Annotated in this window: 16 protein-coding genes and 1 pseudogene; 11 read left to right on the top strand and 6 right to left on the bottom strand. The window is 35.5% G+C overall.

Annotated elements, in window-relative coordinates:
- Nucleotides 1–43: 43 nt before the first annotated feature.
- From AAG068_RS24300 to AAG068_RS24265, 8 genes and pseudogenes are all read left to right on the top strand, one after another.
- Nucleotides 44–904 (top strand): M15 family metallopeptidase, encoded by an 861-nt coding sequence (locus tag AAG068_RS24300; RefSeq protein WP_342716123.1) that lies wholly within the window; start codon nucleotides 44–46, stop codon nucleotides 902–904.
- A gap of 358 nt (nucleotides 905–1,262) precedes the next feature.
- Nucleotides 1,263–2,363 (top strand): amidohydrolase/deacetylase family metallohydrolase, encoded by a 1,101-nt coding sequence (locus tag AAG068_RS24295; protein ID WP_342716122.1) that lies wholly within the window; start codon nucleotides 1,263–1,265, stop codon nucleotides 2,361–2,363.
- Entirely contained in the window at nucleotides 2,341–3,444 is a 1,104-nt protein-coding gene (locus AAG068_RS24290; RefSeq protein ID WP_342716121.1) for a DgaE family pyridoxal phosphate-dependent ammonia lyase, read from the top strand. Before AAG068_RS24295 ends, AAG068_RS24290 begins: the two co-directional genes overlap by 23 nt.
- Before the next feature lies 1 nt (nucleotide 3,445).
- Complete coding sequence (gene dagF / locus AAG068_RS24285; RefSeq protein WP_000181910.1) at nucleotides 3,446–4,201, top strand: 2-dehydro-3-deoxy-phosphogluconate aldolase; 756 nt, start codon at nucleotides 3,446–3,448, stop codon at nucleotides 4,199–4,201.
- Nucleotides 4,194–5,210, top strand: coding sequence for a sugar kinase (locus AAG068_RS24280; protein ID WP_342716120.1), 1,017 nt, complete (start codon nucleotides 4,194–4,196; stop codon nucleotides 5,208–5,210). Before dagF ends, AAG068_RS24280 begins: the two co-directional genes overlap by 8 nt.
- Nucleotides 5,210–5,935: a GntR family transcriptional regulator gene (locus tag AAG068_RS24275; RefSeq protein WP_000539282.1), complete on the top strand. Its 726-nt coding sequence runs from the start codon at nucleotides 5,210–5,212 to the stop codon at nucleotides 5,933–5,935. The genes AAG068_RS24280 and AAG068_RS24275 overlap by 1 nt, the downstream gene beginning before the upstream one ends.
- 48 nt (nucleotides 5,936–5,983) lie before the next feature.
- Nucleotides 5,984–7,309: pseudogene (gene gntP, locus AAG068_RS24270) on the top strand (gluconate permease GntP).
- Between the two features lie 168 nt (nucleotides 7,310–7,477).
- On the top strand, nucleotides 7,478–7,669 hold the full coding sequence (locus AAG068_RS24265; RefSeq protein WP_001290399.1) for a YjcZ family sporulation protein: 192 nt from the start codon (nucleotides 7,478–7,480) through the stop codon (nucleotides 7,667–7,669).
- Nucleotides 7,670–7,719: 50 nt separating this feature from the next.
- Here the strand turns inward: AAG068_RS24265 and AAG068_RS24260 are convergent, their stop codons facing one another.
- The 6 genes from AAG068_RS24260 to AAG068_RS24235 all read right to left on the bottom strand — a co-directional run bounded on the left by AAG068_RS24260 (nucleotide 7,720) and on the right by AAG068_RS24235 (nucleotide 16,287).
- The gene (locus tag AAG068_RS24260; protein WP_342716118.1) at nucleotides 7,720–9,696 is read right to left on the bottom strand and encodes an ABC transporter permease; all 1,977 of its coding nucleotides are present in this window, start codon (nucleotides 9,694–9,696) and stop codon (nucleotides 7,720–7,722) included.
- The gene (locus AAG068_RS24255) at nucleotides 9,693–10,445 is read right to left on the bottom strand and encodes an ABC transporter ATP-binding protein (protein WP_071757563.1); all 753 of its coding nucleotides are present in this window, start codon (nucleotides 10,443–10,445) and stop codon (nucleotides 9,693–9,695) included. Before AAG068_RS24255 ends, AAG068_RS24260 begins: the two co-directional genes overlap by 4 nt.
- 20 nt (nucleotides 10,446–10,465) lie before the next feature.
- A complete protein-coding gene (locus AAG068_RS24250; RefSeq protein WP_342716117.1) occupies nucleotides 10,466–12,421 on the bottom strand; it encodes an ABC transporter permease in 1,956 nt (651 codons plus the stop codon).
- Between the two features lie 80 nt (nucleotides 12,422–12,501).
- On the bottom strand, nucleotides 12,502–14,472 hold the full coding sequence (locus AAG068_RS24245) for an ABC transporter permease (protein ID WP_342716116.1): 1,971 nt from the start codon (nucleotides 14,470–14,472) through the stop codon (nucleotides 12,502–12,504).
- A gap of 94 nt (nucleotides 14,473–14,566) precedes the next feature.
- A complete protein-coding gene (locus AAG068_RS24240) occupies nucleotides 14,567–15,589 on the bottom strand; it encodes a sensor histidine kinase (protein ID WP_342716115.1) in 1,023 nt (340 codons plus the stop codon).
- A gap of 2 nt (nucleotides 15,590–15,591) precedes the next feature.
- Nucleotides 15,592–16,287, bottom strand: a complete 696-nt coding sequence (locus AAG068_RS24235; RefSeq protein WP_000276736.1) for a response regulator transcription factor — start codon at nucleotides 16,285–16,287, stop codon at nucleotides 15,592–15,594.
- Between the two features lie 206 nt (nucleotides 16,288–16,493).
- On the opposite strand from AAG068_RS24235, the gene AAG068_RS24230 reads away from it, so the two are divergent.
- Genes AAG068_RS24230 through AAG068_RS24220 form a run of 3 tightly spaced genes read left to right on the top strand, consistent with a single transcriptional unit; the run spans nucleotide 16,494 to nucleotide 18,063 of the window.
- Nucleotides 16,494–16,766 (top strand): autorepressor SdpR family transcription factor, encoded by a 273-nt coding sequence (locus AAG068_RS24230; RefSeq protein WP_098304233.1) that lies wholly within the window; start codon nucleotides 16,494–16,496, stop codon nucleotides 16,764–16,766.
- Nucleotides 16,763–17,401: an SdpI family protein gene (locus tag AAG068_RS24225; RefSeq protein ID WP_342716113.1), complete on the top strand. Its 639-nt coding sequence runs from the start codon at nucleotides 16,763–16,765 to the stop codon at nucleotides 17,399–17,401. The genes AAG068_RS24230 and AAG068_RS24225 overlap by 4 nt, the downstream gene beginning before the upstream one ends.
- Nucleotides 17,402–17,424: 23 nt before the next feature.
- Nucleotides 17,425–18,063 carry an SdpI family protein gene (locus AAG068_RS24220; RefSeq protein ID WP_342716112.1) on the top strand — a complete coding sequence of 213 codons (639 nt, stop codon included), beginning with the start codon at nucleotides 17,425–17,427 and terminating at the stop codon, nucleotides 18,061–18,063.
- Nucleotides 18,064–18,099 lie beyond the last annotated feature (36 nt).

Genomic DNA, 18,099 nt, shown 5'->3' with positions numbered 1-18,099 from the left:
TTTTTCTATTCTATACGTAAGTTACGTTAAGGAGGAACTAGAAATGAAAAAGTGGGTATTTATTTCTCTTTTTATCGCATGCACAATCTGTGTAGGCTTATATATATCACCGTTATTTCAAAAAGAAATTGATGTGAAAATCGGCGAGGAAAATAGTGCAATAAAGAATGCAAATATGGAAAAGGTAGAGATTACAAAAGAAGAAATTTATAAAGGGGATCTATTATTAGTTAACAAAGATTACCCAGTAAAAAAAGATAGCATTAGGTCTGATATTATAAATGTAAATCATAATAGTGAGTTAGTGAGAGGTTACGTAATATTTGATAGAAATCTTCGTTTATCAAAGGATGTTGTAAAAAAGTTTTTGGACGTTGTCGATGCGGCTGGAAAAGATGGCGTACAACATTTCTTAATGAATAGCGGGTATAGAGATTTTAAAGAACAAAGTAAATTATATAAAGACATGGGATCTGATTATGCACTCCCAGCAGGATATAGTGAACATAATTTAGGGTTATCACTGGACGTTGGATCAACGCAAAAGAAAATGGAAAAAGCGCCTGAAGGAAAATGGATTGAAGAGAACGTATGGAAGCACGGATTTGTTTTACGTTATCCGAAAAATAAAAGTAATATTACAGGCATTCAATATGAGCCGTGGCACATTCGTTATGTCGGCTTACCTCATAGTGCGATTATGCAAAAAAAGAAAATGACATTAGAGGAATACTTAGACTTCTTGAAAGAGAAAAAAGAAATCACAACGGATGTGGAAGGTAAGAAATATACGGTTTCTTATTATAAAGTGTCCGGGAACAGGAAAGTGAATGTTCCGGTGAATAAGCAGTATGAAATTTCGGGGAATAATATGGATGGAGTTATTGTGACGGTTCAGGAATAGAAAAAGAGGTTGTTCCGCTTTGGAGCAACCTTTTCGTATATAAGAAAGGGATTGGCATTTTTTGTCGGTAAATCGATATTCCTTGTCGAATTGTTGATATATTTTGAGTTACGATAGATATAATTGAAAAATCGTTGATATATTGTAAGTTATGATAGATATATTCGAAAAATCGTTGATATAATTTCCTGAACTATTAGCATTTTGAGGAGTATCTTTTATTTTACTTTTAAACATTATAACGTTATATTTACTTCTCCCTTTTTTTGTGTTACGCTAAACGTGTGAAAGACATATAAAATGAAACTTTAATGTAAGCGTATTCTTATGGCTTCTTATAGAAAAGGGTGGAAGTACAATGACAGAACGATTCGTACTACGTAATGTGAAACGTGTGAACGGGGAAGAGATTGACATTGTAATTGAAAATAATAAAATCGCACAGGTGACGAAAGCTGGTGCTGGCGAGGGTGGAAAGGTTCTTGATTACTCGGGTACTTACGTATCGAGTGGTTGGATTGATTTGCACGTTCATGCTTTTCCAGAGTTTGATCCGTATGGCGATGAGGTGGATGAAATTGGCATTAAGCAAGGGGTAACGACAATTGTTGATGCGGGCAGCTGCGGAGCTGATCACATTGCAGATTTAGTAAAAAGTAGAGAGCAGGCAAAAACGAATTTATTTGCCTTTTTAAATATTTCTCGCATCGGTTTGAAACGAATTGATGAACTATCCAATATGGAATGGATTGATAAAGAGAAAGTGATAGAAGCAGTAGAAAAGTATAAAGATGTAATTGTTGGGTTAAAGGCGAGAATGAGTAAAAGTGTCGTTTGTGATAGTGGAATTGAGCCGCTTCATGTTGCACGCTCGTTATCTCGTGAAACATCATTGCCGATTATGGTACATATCGGTTCAGCACCTCCTCGCATTGAGGAAGTTGTACCTCTTTTAGAAAAAGATGATGTGATTACACATTACTTAAACGGGAAAGAAAATAATTTATTTAATGAAGAAGGCAAACCGCTACCTGTATTACTAGATGCAGTGAAGCGCGGTGTTCATTTAGATGTTGGTCATGGCAATGCTAGTTTTTCTTTTAAAGTAGCAGAAGCGGCGAAGCTTCACGATATTGCTTTTAATACAATTAGTACAGATATTTACCGAAAGAATCGTATACACGGTCCCGTGTATAGTATGGCTCACGTTCTTTCGAAATTCCTTTACTTAGGATATCCGCTAGAAGAGGTAATTGATGCGGTAACGAAACATGCGGCAGAGTGGCTGAAAAAACCAGAGCTTGGCCGTATTCAAGAAGGCGATATTGCAAACTTAACTTTATTTACGGTGAAAGATGAACCGATTACGTTAATTGATTCAGAAGGAGATCAGCGCGTTGCTGAAAGAAGAATTGATACGAAAGGGGTTGTAATCAATGGGTCATTCATTGAATGCTAAGTACGGATTAAAAAGAGTAATTAATGCGAGCGGTAGAATGAGTATTTTAGGTGTATCCGCTCCGACAGATACAGTTATGGATGTAATGAAGCATGGTGGACAAAATTATGTGGAAATTGCTGATTTAGTAGATAAAGCAGGAGACCATATTGCGAGAATTCTAGATTCAGAGGCAGCGGTCGTTGTGAACTCAGCATCGAGCGGAATTGCGCTTTCTATCGCTGGTATCGTTACAGAAGGAAATCGTCGTAAAAGTGAAAGACTTCATCAAGAGGTCATCGCGAAAAACGAAGTGATTATGTTAAAAGGTCATAACGTTCAATACGGTGCTCCAGTTGAAACGATGATTTATTTAGGCGGAGGTAAGCTCGTTGAAGTTGGCTATGCAAATGAAGGGAAAACAGAACATATTGAAGATGCGATTGGTGAAAATACAGCGGCGATTCTTTATGTGAAATCCCATCATGCCGTGCAAAAAAATATGATTTCTGTTGAAGAAGCATGGGAAGTAGCGCAGCGAAATAACGTACCACTGATCGTAGATGCGGCAGCTGAAGAAGAAATTCAAAAATATGTGAAGTATTCAGACCTTGCCATTTATAGCGGTTCAAAGGCGATTGAAGGACCTACTTCTGGTATTGTTGGCGGTAAACGAAAATATATTGAGTGGCTGAAAGTGCAATTACATTGCATCGGAAGAAGTATGAAAGTTGGGAAAGAAACAACATTTGGCTTACTTCAAGCGCTTGATGAGTACGGAGTAAAAGAAGATAAGAGTGAGCAAGAAAAAGAGTTGTTACAAGTACTTATGCCGCTAAAAGAATTAAACGGTGTAAATGTAATGATCGTGCAAGATGAAGCGGGAAGAGCAATCTTTAGAGCTCGTATTCATATTAACGAGAATGAATTAAATAAATCAGCAAAAGATGTTGTGACTGCATTACGCGAAGGGGAAATCGCAATTTACACACGTGATTACGGAGTAAGACAAGGATTCTTTGATATCGATCCACGTCCACTTCAAGGTGATGATATACATGTGATTGAAGAAAAATTGAGAGAAATTGTAGGGGGAAACTAAAATGACAAACATTCAAAAACGTTTTTATAAAGGCCGCGTAGCATTAAATGTATTAGCAAACAATATAGAAAATGCAAAAGATATTTTTGAAGCAGCAGAAGGTTATGTAGTAGTAGGTGTGTTATCAAAAGACTACCCAACAGTAGAAGAAGCAGTGACAGCGATGAAAGCATACGGAAAAGAAATTGATGACGCTGTATCAATTGGACTAGGCGCAGGAGATAATCGCCAAGCAGCAGTTGTAGCTGAAATTGCGAAGCATTATCCTGGTAGCCATATTAACCAAGTGTTCCCTTCAGTTGGAGCGACACGTGCAAATCTTGGTGGGAAAGATAGCTGGATTAATAGTTTAGTATCACCAACAGGAAAAGTAGGGTACGTAAATATTTCTACTGGTCCAATTAGTGCAGCTGGGGAAGAAAAAGCAATCGTTCCAATTAAAACAGCCATCGCACTTGTACGTGATATGGGCGGAAATTCATTGAAGTACTTCCCAATGAAAGGGCTAGCTCACGAAGAAGAATATCGTGCAGTCGCGAAAGCTTGTGCGGAAGAAGGATTCGCATTAGAGCCAACAGGCGGAATTGATAAAGAAAACTTTGAAACAATTTTACGTATTGCGCTTGAAGCAAATGTAGAGCAAGTTATTCCGCACGTGTACTCTTCTATTATTGATAAAGAAACTGGCAATACGAAAACAGAAGATGTTCGCGAATTATTAGCAGTCGTGAAGAAGTTAGTTGATCAATATGCGTAAGAAAATTGCAGCATTCGGTGAAGTAATGATGCGCCTGCAAGTACCAGGATATGAATTGTTATCTCAAGCAAATACGTTAAATTATTCGTTTTCTGGTACAGGTGTGAATGTTGCAGCGGCGCTTTCTCATCTAGGGCATGAAGGTTTTCTTATTTCAACTTTACCGGAAAACTCAGTTGGAGATGCTGCGATATCATATATTCAAAAATTAGGCATTCAGTCACCGTTTATTTCAAGAGCTGGCAAATATGTCGGCATGTACTTTTTAGAAAATGGATTTGGAGCACGTGCAAGCCGCGTTACATATTCGAATCGATTAGAAAGTAGCTTCAATACGGCATGTGAAGAAATGTATCAATTTGAAGAAATCGCAAAGGAAATTGATATCGTTCATTTTTGCGGGATTACACTTGCAATGAATGATACTGTGCGCCATCATATGAAATCTTTAGCGAAAGCTGTTAAAGAAAACGGAGGCACTGTCGTTTTTGATTGCAATTATCGTCCATCACTTTGGGGAGAAGACGGATATGAACAGGCGAAACCGCATTATGAAGAAATGCTGGCTCTTGCTGATATCGTTATGATGAACGAAAAAGATGCGATGTTTGTTTTAGGAATGAAAACAGAAGAAATGGAGCGAGAGGCACAACTTGTTAATCTTATTCCAAAGGTAGCTGAAACGTATAGTATCGCTACAATCGCTGGTACACATCGCTCTATTAATAGCGATAATACACACTCGCTTCGCGGATTTATATGTAAAGATGGTGCGTTCACTTTTGCAAAAACACTTACGTTTTCTGTATATGATAGAATAGGTGCTGGAGATGCTTATACGAGCGGGATTATTCATGGCGAGATAGAAGAGTTTGCACCAGAGAAAGCTGTTTCATTTGCGGCAGCAGCTGGAATGCTTGCACATACAATCGTCGGTGATACGCCAATGTCATCAGAGAAGGATATACTTCGGGCAATGACGGCATCAGTAGGTGATGTAGAAAGGTAGTGGGTGTAACGGTGAACGTAACGAGAAAAAAAGGACCATTATATTTACAAATAAAAAACATTATTCGTGATCGAATATTACATGGTGTATATGCAATTCATACAAATATTCCTTCCGAACCACAGTTAGAAGAAGAGTTCAAAGTGAGTAAAATTACAGTACGAAATGCGATTAAAGAACTCGCTCAAGAAGGATATTTGGAAAAGAAAAGCGGTAAAGGAACGAAAGTCATCCGTAACACTTCTGCGACAAAGTTGTCAAAGGGTAAGAAATTTACTGAAGTGTTAGTGGAAGAAGGCTATAAAGTACAGAAGAAATTGCTAAAAGCAGAAATTGTTCAGAATGAAGAAGGAACAGTGCCATTTCGATTATTTGGTAAAGAGAGTTTTCGTATTGAACGTTTATATACGTTAAATGATGCACCGTATATTCATTATACGCACTATTTCTCAGCGAAAATGGCAAGTACAGATTTATCGGATTTTGATTTACAATCGCTTTACGATTTAGTCGAGGACCGAGGTATACATTTAGAAAACTTCAGAGATGAATTTGCTGTTGGACTTGCGCCTAGTTTCGTTGCAGAAGCGTTAGGTGAAAAAGAGGGGACAGCGCTATTAAAACGTATGCGTTATTCTTACGATGAAGTTGGCGAAGTAATTGAATATAGCGAAGGCTACTACAATACAGAAATGCAGCATTATGTAGTGAATTATGACGTATAAAAAAGAGGGGATTTTCCCTCTTTTTTTATAAAGTAAGGGGAATGAGAGATGGATATATACTTATTAATCGTCACGTTACTTGCAATTGCAATTGTCATTTTAGGGGTATCATGGTGGAAATAGCATGCATTTATTAGTTTAACAGTTGCGAGTTTATTTTTAGCTATTATGTCTGGATTGAATTTAACGAAAATAGTGACTGCCTATGAATCTGGTGTTGGTAGTGTACTAGGGCATTTAGTTGGTATTTTAGCTCTCGGTACAATTTTAGGAAAAATGATGTCCGATTCAGGGGCCGGCATGCAAGTGGCAGATTTCTTTATTCGATTTTTTGGTGTGAAGAAACTACCGTGGGCTATGTTATTTGCAGGATTTGTTATAGGGATTCCGGTATTTTTTGAAGTGGGGATTGTCATTTTATTACCACTCGTTATTTCCATTCGAAAAACGACGAAGCAAAATATATTATTAATTGCGTTACCTGTTATTGCGGGATTATCTATCGTACATGGGCTCGTGCCACCACATCCAGGGGCGATGAAAGCAATCGGTATTTATAACGCGAACTTAGGAAAGGTACTTTTATATTCATTACTTATCGCGCTACCAACAGCCATTATCGCAGGGCCGATATTTGCAAAGTGGGTACATAAAAGGGTTATACCTGAAAATGAACCAGAGCTTATTCGAGTTACGACTGTATCAACTGATTTACCGAGTCGTAAAGTTTCATTCTTTATTATTTTATTACCAGTTGTATTGATGATTTTATCAGTCGTTGCAACATATATTTCATTACCGAAAAAGATGACTGAATTTTTTGTATTTGTAGGAAGTCCAGTAATCGCTTTACTAATTTCATGTTTTGCAGCATTTTATTTACTTGGCATGAGACAAGGTATTAATAAAAAGATGATTAAAAAATTAACGGATGAAAGCTTATTACCTGTCGGTTCCATAATTTTAATAATCGGTGCAGGCGGTGGATTTAAACAAATATTAATTGAAAGCGGCGTTGGAACGGCGATTGCGCAAATGGCAGAACATATATCGTTATCACCAATCGTACTTGCGTTCATGGTAGCCGGTTTAATTCGAATTGCAACAGGTTCAGCGACAGTAGCATTAACGACAGCAGCAGGAATTGTTTCACCAGTTATTCAGCACATGTCTGGTGTGAATTTAGAATTGCTCGTTATAGCAACCGGTGCAGGCTCATTAATGTTTTCTCACGTAAATGATGCAGGGTTCTGGCTTGTAAAAGAGTATTTAGGTTTGACGGTGAAGGAAACGTTTAAAACGTGGACGGTGCTGGAGACATTGTTATCATTTATTGCATTTGGTTTTGCCCTTGTATTGAATATGTTTCTTTAAAAGATACCTGAATAGGTATCTTTTTTTGATGAAGCCCAATTCCTAAAACAAGCCCGTTTTTAAGTAAGCCAAGCTTCCTATTCGCCCTGAAAACATACTATAAATGGAATCCCCTCATTTAGAGCAAGGTGAACTTGTTATGAATGATACTAAAGGAGGAATAGAGTAATGAGCGAAAAGTGTGAACACAGACATGATGATTGTAACCGCAGACATGGGTGCGGCGGCGGTTTTGCGCTTCTAATCGTATTGTTTATTTTATTAATCATCATCGGTGCTAGCTGCTTCGGCGGTGGCGGTTCTTGTGGTTATGGTGGTTACGGCGGTTATGCTGGCGGCTACGGCGGATATTGCTGCTAATTAAAAACTATTGAAAATGGCCTTGTGCGTATTGCACAAGGCCATTTTATTCATATTTTTATGTGTTGTGATAATTTATTAATGTACAGAGAACGGATTAAGAAGAAGAAAATAATCTCGATAATCCCAAAGAAAGTGAGTACAATTAATAACTCTTTTAATAAAGAAAAAGCGAACATGCTTTGTAAAAACTTAACTGCAAATAACGTGTGAACACCAGCAACGATGTAAGGAACGAAAAATAAAATTCCTAATTGAATCGTTGCAGAGCGAAACATTTCGGATTCTGTTAAACCAAGTTTTGTAATCGTAATGTATTTTTGTTTTTCAGTTGTTAAGTCGTTATACATACGGAAATATAAAACACTAGCCGCACCGATAAAGAAGATAAAGCCGAGAAATGCCCAAATAAAGAATCGAGCGACTGCATTTTCTTGACTGTGAATGAGTTCATCCGTAGCTGTATCAATATGAAATGGCTGGCTGAAATTTTTTTCATCCTTATGTGCTTCATACAAGGTTTCTGAATCGTGATCTAAGCTTTTTAATATGTTTTTTGTTGGGATAATTGCATTTTCCCAATTTTCTACGAAGTAATTATAAACTGTAATTGTTTCAATATGAGGAATCATATTTTCAATTACTTCATCTTGCATCACAATTAAGTGAGGTAATGTAAAGGGTGGTGCGATTCCTTTATTAATAAAACCTTTAATTTGAAATTCTTTTTTATTAGAGCCAAGTGCAATCGTGTCCTGCTTCGCAAATGGGTTAGACACGAGATTTAATAGCGCTGGTGAATAGCGAGAAATACTATAAACTTGTGTAGAATCAAGAGTGATTTCTGGCCGGTTTAATTGCTTTGCAATTGCGTTATAATCACTCATTTTCATAATGGCAATTGACTCTTTTGAAGCTGTATCTTTTAAAACGGTAAACTTATATTTGTTATATTGAAAATTAGCAGTTGTAAGTTCAGTTTCAATCGTAGTAATATGCTTTTGTTCAAATGAATTAACACCTTCTGATGTATAGGTAAACGGTATTGGATATCGTTCTAGTATGGATGCTTTCGTATGATTGTTTGCAGCAAATAACCCGATAATAATTGTAAATGCAAGTGCAGATAGCATAGAAACGATAAAGAGTACATTAATATTACTGCGGGTACGAGAAACTAAATCCGAAATCCATAACATATTTATTTGTTTTAAATAAAACTTTCTTCGTTTCTTTAAAATATAGATGAAAAGAAGAAATGTTTGTGAAAAGAATAAATATGTCCCGATTACTACGAGCGGTAAAATGGATAGCATAATTAAGAATACAGATCCATTTTGTGCATTTTTTTCAGTTACGTAGCCTTGCGGGTAACCGGCGATATAATAGCAAAGCCCTAAACAAATTACAGCAAATATCGAAATGAGAATAGATGGTTTTTTTTCTATGTCTCCTTTTTTTGTCCCCTTAATGAGCTGTGTTGTTTTCCGAGTACGAATGAACATCGGTGTAAATGTAGAAACGATGAAAAATAAAATAATAAAAGTTACTGTTGTTACGATAATAGCTTCGGTTGGCCAATATAAATAGAGGCCTTTTGCACTTGTTAATTTAGAAGTAACGAGTAAGAAAAAGTTAGAGAACACAAGACCGCCTTGAATACCTGCAAAGATAGCAAGCATTCCAATGATCATATTTTCAGTAAACAAAAGACGTTTTAATTGTTTTTGAGATATACCGAGAACAGTTAAAACGCCAAATTGTTGTTTCCGTACATTTAAAAATGTCCCAATAGAATATAAGAGAAAGAAGAACGAGAACAAAACGATAACAAACTGTGCCATGCCGGCTAAGTTCATCAGTGGATCTTGTTCCTGTAATTTATTCATAATTTGTAAGCGTGGATGATACGCGTATACAGTAAATGAAAAGAAAACCATGATAGAAAAAGCACTACTTACAAAATAAGCGAAATATGCTTTCGAATTACGCGAGACATTTTTAAATGCAAATTGCCAAAATGTCATCCACGTCTTCCTCCTAATAATGCTAAAACATCTAATATTTCTTGATAAAACTTCTCGCGATATAATCCGCGGTGTAATTCGTTGTAAAGCTCGCCATCTTTAATGAAAATGACGCGGTTACAATAACTTGCTGCGAATGGATCGTGCGTAACCATTAAAATTGTTGCATCTTCTTCTTTATTCAATTTCGTAAATAGTTCCATCACGTCAATTGCCGCTTTTGAATCTAAATTTCCCGTTGGTTCATCGGCAAGTAGAAGTGACGGATGATGAATAACAGCACGTGCTACTGCGGTACGTTGTGCTTGTCCCCCAGAAACTTCAAAAATACGTTTGTCTAAAATATGATCAATGCCAAGCTTTTTGGAAATGTTATTAAGCTTTTCGTCCATTTCTTTTAATGGAACATTATCTAATGTTAAAGGTAGTACGATATTTTCACCGATTGTTAGTGTATCTAGTAGGTTAAAGTTTTGGAAAACAAATCCTAACTCTTGGCGGCGGAAAATAGCTAACTTCTCTCTACGAAATGTGTGCGGTTTTTTTCCGTTAATCACGACATCACCAGAAGTAGGGGAATCAATTGTAGAGATAACGTTTAAAAATGTAGATTTACCACTACCAGATGGTCCCATGATAGCGACAAATTCACCTTTATCTACATGTAAATTTATATTTTTTAAAGCAGTATGAGGGACTTTTCCTTCATACACTTTTGAGACATTTTTTATGTGTAAAACTTCTTCCATAGTAATCACCTTTCTATCCGTTAAAACTTAATGTGATGTGATAATTTTTGCATATAGAAGGAACGAATTAAAAGGAAAAATAAAATTTCAACCGTTCCAAAAATCATAAGTACGACTGTAATCTCAGCGAAGAACGAGAGATGTAATACTTCTTGTAGCATCTTTGTCGCAAACATCGTATGAATCGATGCCATAATGTATGGAACAAAGAAAAGAATCGCAAGTTGAATTGTAGCAGATCGTTTCATCTCAGCTTCTGTTAAACCGATTTTTGTAATCGTTACATACTTTTCTTGCTCATTTGTTAAATCTGTATACATTCGGAAGTAAAGAACACTGCCAGCACCGATAAAGAAAATAACACCTAAGAAAGTACCAATTAAGAAGAATGAAGCGACATTTAGTTTTGTTTTGTATAGAGAATCACTTGCTTCACTCGCATGGAATGGTGGATGCTCAGCTTTGATCGTTTCATTATCATTAATAATTTTTGTTATAAATTCCGAACCGATGTTATGTGCTTTTTCCCAATTGTTAACTTTAAAGTTATATACACTCATCTGTTTTGAAACTGATGATAATGCCTCTACATTTTCATCAGATAATACGAGTAATTGTGAGATTAAGCTGTTTGGGAAAGGATTATAATTTTTATATTCTTTTACTTGTAGCTGTAGGCTATTTTGAGTAAGTGTAAGAATATCTTTCCTTTCGGTATCATAAATTGTGCCAATGAATTGATCATCTATGTCTTTCATAAGGACATACGATTCGTTATTCTTCACGTGGAGATTTTCCCAGTTTAATGCTTTAGAAAGTATATTATACTCACTTTGTTTAATTGCATAATAGAGATGCGGGGTTTCTTCCGCTGAAGATACTTCATATATATCCGTTTTAAATTGTTTATAAGAAAATTGCTCTTCGTTAAACTTTTGTTTTAACCAATTCAAATGTTCATCCGCTAACGTATTTTCAGTATGTGATAAATATGTAAAAGGAAAAGGATTTTTCCTTACTGCATCAAATTTTGTGAATTTCCCAAAACCGTATAAGAATGTAATCATAGTAAAAGCGAGTGTTGATAGCATCGCTACAATAAAGAGCATGTTAATGTTTGTCCGAATGCGCGCTGCTAAATCAGAAATCCAAAGCATATTAATTCGCTTCATATAAAATGTTCTTCTCGTTTTTAATATACGAATGAGTAAAAAACTAATTTGTGAAAAGAAAAAATATGTTCCAGCTGCAACAAGTGAAGGAATGACAAATATACTAGAGACGGCATATAGGATTCCAATCATATCACCTAGGGACATAAAATATAACGGATTTGCCGCTAATACATATCCAGTTATTAAACATGTCGCACCAAATAGAGAGATGAGCACGGATGCTTTTCTTTCTTTTTGTTTTGTTCCTTCTTTTAAAAGGCGTACAGCCTTTCTCGTCCGAATGAGCATTGGTGTAAAAGATGAGACGAGAATGAAAAGTCCAAGAAAGATAATCATAGTTAAAATAATGGCACCCGTTGGCCAATATAAATATAAACCAGGCACATGTGTAATTTTTGCGGTAACTAATAAAAAGAACTGCGAGAAGACAAGTCCAAGTTGAATGCCGAAAAATATAGATAGGACACCAATTAGCATGTTTTCTAGAAATACGAGTCTCTTAAATTGCTTGGGCGATATACCAAGTACTGTTAAAATCCCGAATTGTTTTTTTCGTACTTTTAAGAAAGTACCGATTGAATATAGTAAAAAGAAAAACGAAAAGAATACAATGACAACTTCTGAAATTGTCATTAATATGTTCAGAGCAACATTCACGTCTGTCATATGCAATTTAGGATGAAATAAATAAACTGCAAACGAGAAAAAAATTGCGATGGAAAACGCACTGCTTACAAAATAGGCGAAATAAGCTCTGGCGTTCCGGGTCACGTTTTTAAATGCAAACTGCCAAAATGTCATTCACCTAAACCTCCTAATATAATGAGCCTGAAAAAGAGGGAAGAGACCCCACCTTCTCATGTAATAATCTTTTTAATATGTTAACCATTCGTATATTGTGATAACTTTTGCATATAAAGTGAACGAATGAATAAGAAAAATACGATTTCAACGAATCCAAAAATAATAAGAACGGCTGCAACTTCTTTGAACAAAGATAAACCAATTACATCTTGTAGCATTTTCGTTGCAAACATTGTATGAATGGATGCCATAATGTACGGAACGAAAAATAAAATACTAAGCTGGATGGTTGCAGATTGTTTTATTTCTGTATATGTTACACCGATTTTAGAAATTGTTATATATTTCTCTTGTTCGTTCGTCAAATCAGTATACATTCTAAAGTAAAGAACGCTACCAGCTCCGATGAAGAAAATGACTCCTAAAAATGTTCCGATTAGGAAGTACGCGGCGCTACCAGATGTGATTCTGTATAATGAACCTGCTGATTCAAAGGAGCGAATAAGAGGTCCTTCATACTGGAGTTTATTGCGATCTTTTTGCACTTTTTCTATAAAATCATCAGCAATTTTATATGTCTGTTCCCAGTTTTGAATTTTGTAATTGTATGCCGATATATGCTTTATCGTGTTGGGTAAGTTATTTACGTGAATATCAGGCAAAACTATCGTTTGATATGAAAAGTCAGAAGGGATTGCATTAACATGTTCATAGCCTTTTACTTTTAATTTCGTATTTGTACTAGAGAGTGTAATGTAATCTCTTTTGTAGCTCTGCTCAAATTCGTTGAATATAGTGACATAAGATGTCCCTGTTAACACGTATGCTTCGTTATCATTCATAAATAGTTGTTTCATTCGTAAAGAAGCAGCAAGTTTGTTATAGTCACTTTGCTTCATTGCGTATACGTCATTATAAATAGCTACACCTTTATCTTCTTCTAGCGGTGTCTCATATATATCAGCTTTTATTTTCTCATAAGGGAAATGCTCTTTTTGTAATTGTTGTTCAAGCCAATTTAAATGATCTGTAACAAAAGGGTTCGCATCATAAGAAAAATAAGAAATAGGGAAAGGAGCAGTTCTATTAACATCTAGCTTAATAAATTTTCCGAATCCATATAAGAACGTAATCATTGTGAAAGCAATTGTAGAGAGCATTGCTACAATAAAAAGCATATTAATATTCGTTCGAATCCGGCTTGCTAAATCAGAAATCCAAAGCATATTAATCTGTTTCATATAAAACTTTCTTCTTTTCTTCAAAATATAAATAATTAAAAAACTAATTTGTGAAAAGAAAAAATATGTACCGATTGTAACAAGCGTTGGAATAATAAAAATACTCGAAACCATATATATAACACCTATTTGCGGGCTTACTGATACGAAATATTTAGGATTTCCAGCTAAAGCATAACCACCTAATAAACAAATTGCACCAAATAAAGAAATAAGTATGGATGGTTTTTTTTCCTTTTGTTTTCCGGCATTTGTTTTTAAAAGGCGTACCGCTTTTTTTGTACGGATAAGTATTGGTGTGAATGTAGAGACAGTGATAAAAAGACTAAGGAAAACGATGGTTGTTAAAATAAACGCGTTAATAGGCAAGTATAAATATATCCCTGGTACGTGCGTAATTTTCGCTGTGACTAATAAGAAAAATTGTGAAAAGACAAGTCCAAACTGCATACCGAAAAAGATAGATAAAATACCGATTAACATATTCTCCATAAAAACGAGACGATGTAATTGCTTTCTCGATATTCCTAAAACGGTCAAAACGCCGAACTGTTTTTTTCGCACTTTTAAAAAAGTACCGATGGAATATAGTAAAAAGAAGAAAGAGAAAAATACAATTACTACTTCTGAAAATATCATTAATCCTGAAACTTCAGAGGTCATGCTAAAGTTTTGTAATTTCGGATGAAATAAGTAAACAGCAAACGAAAAGAAAACAGCAATTGAAAAGGAACTGCTTACGAAATAAGCAAAATAAGCTCTGGAATTACGTGTTACATTTTTAAAGGCAAACTGCCAAAATGTCATAACATGTACCTCCCGCTAGAAGGCAAACATGTAGTTTTATTGCAAAAAATGTATGAGATTGTGTTCTCATACATTTTGCTAGCATATGTTTCGATCATGCTTCAGTCACCTTCTCTGTATGCTCTGCTTGATTATTTGCAGCATTGTGGAAGATGATTTTAATCGTCGTTCCTTTACCAACTTCAGAATCTAGTTTGACAGAGTGACCTAAATAATCACAAATTTTACTTACAATATAAAGTCCCATACCAGTAGACTCTCCGAATGCGCGACCGTTTTTTCCAGTGTAAAACGGTTCAAATACTCTTCGAATATCTTCTTGCGGAATACCGACACCTTCATCGCGAACTTCTAAAATAATATCTTTTCCGTTTCGATAAGCAGATAAGAAAACTTTCTTCCCGCGCTCACCAGAGTAACGAACCGCATTTGTCATTAACTGATAAATAATGAAATTTAGCCATTTCGCATCAGAAGCAACTTTTAAATCGGAATGAACTTCTAAAACAGGGAAGACCCCGTTTCGAATGAATAGTTCTTTTAATCCATTAATATTTTTAGTTACCGTATCTTTTAATGAAATCGTCTCAACATGGAAGTCTTCATGGAAGTTATTTAGCCTTGCCATATATAAAGCCATATCGAGTCCTTGATTTAATCGTTCTAATTCTTTTTTGAATTTCGGAATTAAATGTTCATCTTCCATTTCGAGCACCATAAGCTGCATAACAGATACAGGCGTCTTCATTTGATGCACCCAGTGATTAATGAATAATTGATGTTCTTGTTGTTTTACTTCATACGATTGAAGTTCTTTTTGGAATAGACGATATTGCGTTCGCACGAGTTCATTTACACCGTGAGGCATCGGAGCAGTTGCTCTTTCAATAAACGCATCTTCCATTTTCTCTGGTTGCTCACTTAATCTATGGTACATTCTACGATTGCGGACGTAACGATAAGCGAGGAAACAAATGAATAAATATAAACTTAAAACGACGAAGTAAAATTTATTATTTTGAAATCCATCTACTGCATCATACAGAACGAAGATGATACCGAAGTTTAATACGTATAGTAGAAAAAATGCAAAATGATCACGTAAAAATAGCTTCATGCTTATTCACTCCAAGTTGCGTTAAAACGATACCCAAGTCCACGTACGGTTTCAATAGCATTTTCAATACCAAGCTCATTGAACTTCTTACGAAGACGCGTAATGTTTACGTTTAATGTATTTTCTTCAACGAAGCTTTCGTCGTCCCAAAGAGCGGCTAGTAAATCTTCACGGCTCGCTGTACGAGGGAATTTAGATAATAACATTTCTGCTAAAATTGCCTCTTTCTTCGTCAAAAGAACTTGCTCAGCACCGAAATGAATTTCTGGACGTTCTGGGAATAGTTTTAGTCCTTCTACTTCAACGATACGTTCAGAAATGTTTGGTGCATAATCACCGTAAATACGGCGTAATTGACCTTTAATTTTCGCCATTACAACGTCGTAGTGGAACGGTTTTGTAATATAATCATCAGCACCGCTTTCAATCGCCATAATTTGTTCCATTTCACCAGCACGAGCTGAAATAAAGATAATAGGACAAGTAGATTCATGACGAATTTGACGGCACCAGTAGAATCCATCGAATTTCGGTAGGTTTACATCAAGTAAAACAAGGTGTGGTTTCACTGCGTTAAACGATTCCATAATATCATCGAAGTTCTCCGCAACAACAGCTTCATAGCCGTATTTTTGAATGTGAGATTGTAGTAATGATGAAATATTTGGATCGTCTTCAACGATTAAAATTTTATACATATGTATATTCCTCCTAAAAAACAATTGTAGCTATAGTGTATCATGTGTTTCGAGTCTTTTCATTATGTTGAATGATGAGCTAGTAAACAGTATGGGTTAAAAGTGAGAAAAGTAAAAAGGGCGTATGTATAATTGACAATGAATTGAAAACGTTTTAACATTTAGATAAATATCTAAATGTCTAATTAGTGAAAGGAAGAAAGACATTGAATCAAGCATTCAAAGCATTAGCAGATCCAACAAGGCGAAAAATTTTAGACTTATTAAAAGAAGGTGATCTAACTGCTGGTGAGATTGCTGAACATTTCAATATGACAAAGCCAAGTATTTCACACCACTTAAACGCACTTAAAAATGCTGAACTTATTCAAGATGAAAAAAGAGGGCAATTCGTTATGTACTCTTTAAATACAACTGTATTTCAAGATTTGTTGACTTGGGTGTTTACGTTTACGAATAAGGGGGAAGAGGGGAAATGAGGAAGCATATATTTCCGTTATTATTAATTGCTTTAACGATTATTGCATGGTGTGCCGCGTGGCCGTATTTACCAGGCCAAGTTCCGAGCCATTGGAACCTTGCTGGTGAGGTAGATGGACATATGTCAAAAATGGGAAGGATGATTTTTGATGTATCAATTATGGTTTTTATATATGCTTTATTGACTTTATTGCCTAAGATAGATCCGAAGCATGGGAATTATGAGAAATTTTCTAAAGGATATAATGTAATGAATTATAGCGTATTATTCCTATTATTTTTAGTAAGTATCATTGGAATTGGAGCTGGATTAGGTTATGACATTCCAATGAATAGTACACCGCATATTCTTGTTGGCCTTTTATTTATAGTCATCGGAAACTATTTACCGCAGTGCAAACCAAACTACTTTGTCGGTATAAAAACACCGTGGACGTTAAGTAACGAGGAAGTGTGGAGAAAGACACACCGTTTTAGTGGGAAGGTGTTTGTTGTATTAGGAGTTATTATGATTTTAAGTGTTTTTGCACCGGTAGCGTGGAAAGCTTTCCTAATCATTGGCATTATTATTGGTGCAGTAGGATTAACGATGGGATATTCATATGCTGCTTATAAGAAAGAAATAGGGGCCTAATAAAAAATTATGGGGGAGAGAGGATGAAAAGACACGTATTACCATGGAGTTTAACTATTGGGATTGCAATCGGATGGTATATTGTATGGCCATATTTACCGGAAAAAATTCCACGTCATTATAATGCGGCAGGAGTAGTAGATGGATATTTTTCTAAAGTAGAAGCAAGTTCAGTTTCGATAGGAAGCATGGTGTTGCTGTATTTGATATGGCTAGCTATAGGGTATATTGATGTAACGAAAGATAAGTATAAACAGCATGGTAAAGTTCTATCTGCAATCCATTATGCTATTCTTTTGATAGGATTCGGCTGTAACTTATTTGCACTATTAGCAGCGTCTAATTATATTGCATCGGGCTCCATTGCATTTAATTTTGGAATTGGAACGTTGTTTCTTGTACTCGGCAATTATATGCAACAAACGAAGCCAAATGGTTTAGTAGGAATACGGATGGACTGGACATTAGAAAATCCTGTAGTTTGGAGAAAAACACACAGATTTGCTTCGAGGGTATTTGTAATAGGTTCACTTTGTATATATGTTGGGGCGTTACTTCCAGATCCATTTAATATTTTTGTAGGGGTTGGAATAATATTAATATGCCTCTTCATATCAACGATAACATCATATGTTATTTATAAAAAAGAACTAAAAATGTAAAAAAAAGCTGCTTTTCCTTCTAAGGAAAAGTAGCTT

It is taken from the genome of Bacillus paramycoides, from assembly GCF_038971285.1.
In the GTDB taxonomy this organism is placed as follows: Bacteria; Bacillota; Bacilli; order Bacillales; family Bacillaceae_G; genus Bacillus_A.
The sequence above is the reverse complement of the archived record's forward strand: the minus strand, read 5'-3'. Positions and strand labels throughout refer to the sequence as shown.

Coding starts and splice junctions, on each gene's coding strand:
- AAG068_RS24300 (WP_342716123.1), top strand. CDS start 44: ATGAAAAAGTGGGTATTTATTTCTCTTTTTATCGCATGCACAATCTGT.
- AAG068_RS24295 (WP_342716122.1), top strand. CDS start 1,263: ATGACAGAACGATTCGTACTACGTAATGTGAAACGTGTGAACGGGGAA.
- AAG068_RS24290 (WP_342716121.1), top strand. CDS start 2,341: ATGGGTCATTCATTGAATGCTAAGTACGGATTAAAAAGAGTAATTAAT.
- dagF (WP_000181910.1), top strand. CDS start 3,446: ATGACAAACATTCAAAAACGTTTTTATAAAGGCCGCGTAGCATTAAAT.
- AAG068_RS24280 (WP_342716120.1), top strand. CDS start 4,194: ATGCGTAAGAAAATTGCAGCATTCGGTGAAGTAATGATGCGCCTGCAA.
- AAG068_RS24265 (WP_001290399.1), top strand. CDS start 7,478: ATGAGCGAAAAGTGTGAACACAGACATGATGATTGTAACCGCAGACAT.
- AAG068_RS24260 (WP_342716118.1), bottom strand. CDS start 9,696: ATGACATTTTGGCAATTTGCATTTAAAAATGTCTCGCGTAATTCGAAA.
- AAG068_RS24255 (WP_071757563.1), bottom strand. CDS start 10,445: ATGGAAGAAGTTTTACACATAAAAAATGTCTCAAAAGTGTATGAAGGA.
- AAG068_RS24250 (WP_342716117.1), bottom strand. CDS start 12,421: ATGACATTTTGGCAGTTTGCATTTAAAAACGTGACCCGGAACGCCAGA.
- AAG068_RS24245 (WP_342716116.1), bottom strand. CDS start 14,472: ATGACATTTTGGCAGTTTGCCTTTAAAAATGTAACACGTAATTCCAGA.
- AAG068_RS24240 (WP_342716115.1), bottom strand. CDS start 15,589: ATGAAGCTATTTTTACGTGATCATTTTGCATTTTTTCTACTATACGTA.
- AAG068_RS24235 (WP_000276736.1), bottom strand. CDS start 16,287: ATGTATAAAATTTTAATCGTTGAAGACGATCCAAATATTTCATCATTA.
- AAG068_RS24225 (WP_342716113.1), top strand. CDS start 16,763: ATGAGGAAGCATATATTTCCGTTATTATTAATTGCTTTAACGATTATT.
- AAG068_RS24220 (WP_342716112.1), top strand. CDS start 17,425: ATGAAAAGACACGTATTACCATGGAGTTTAACTATTGGGATTGCAATC.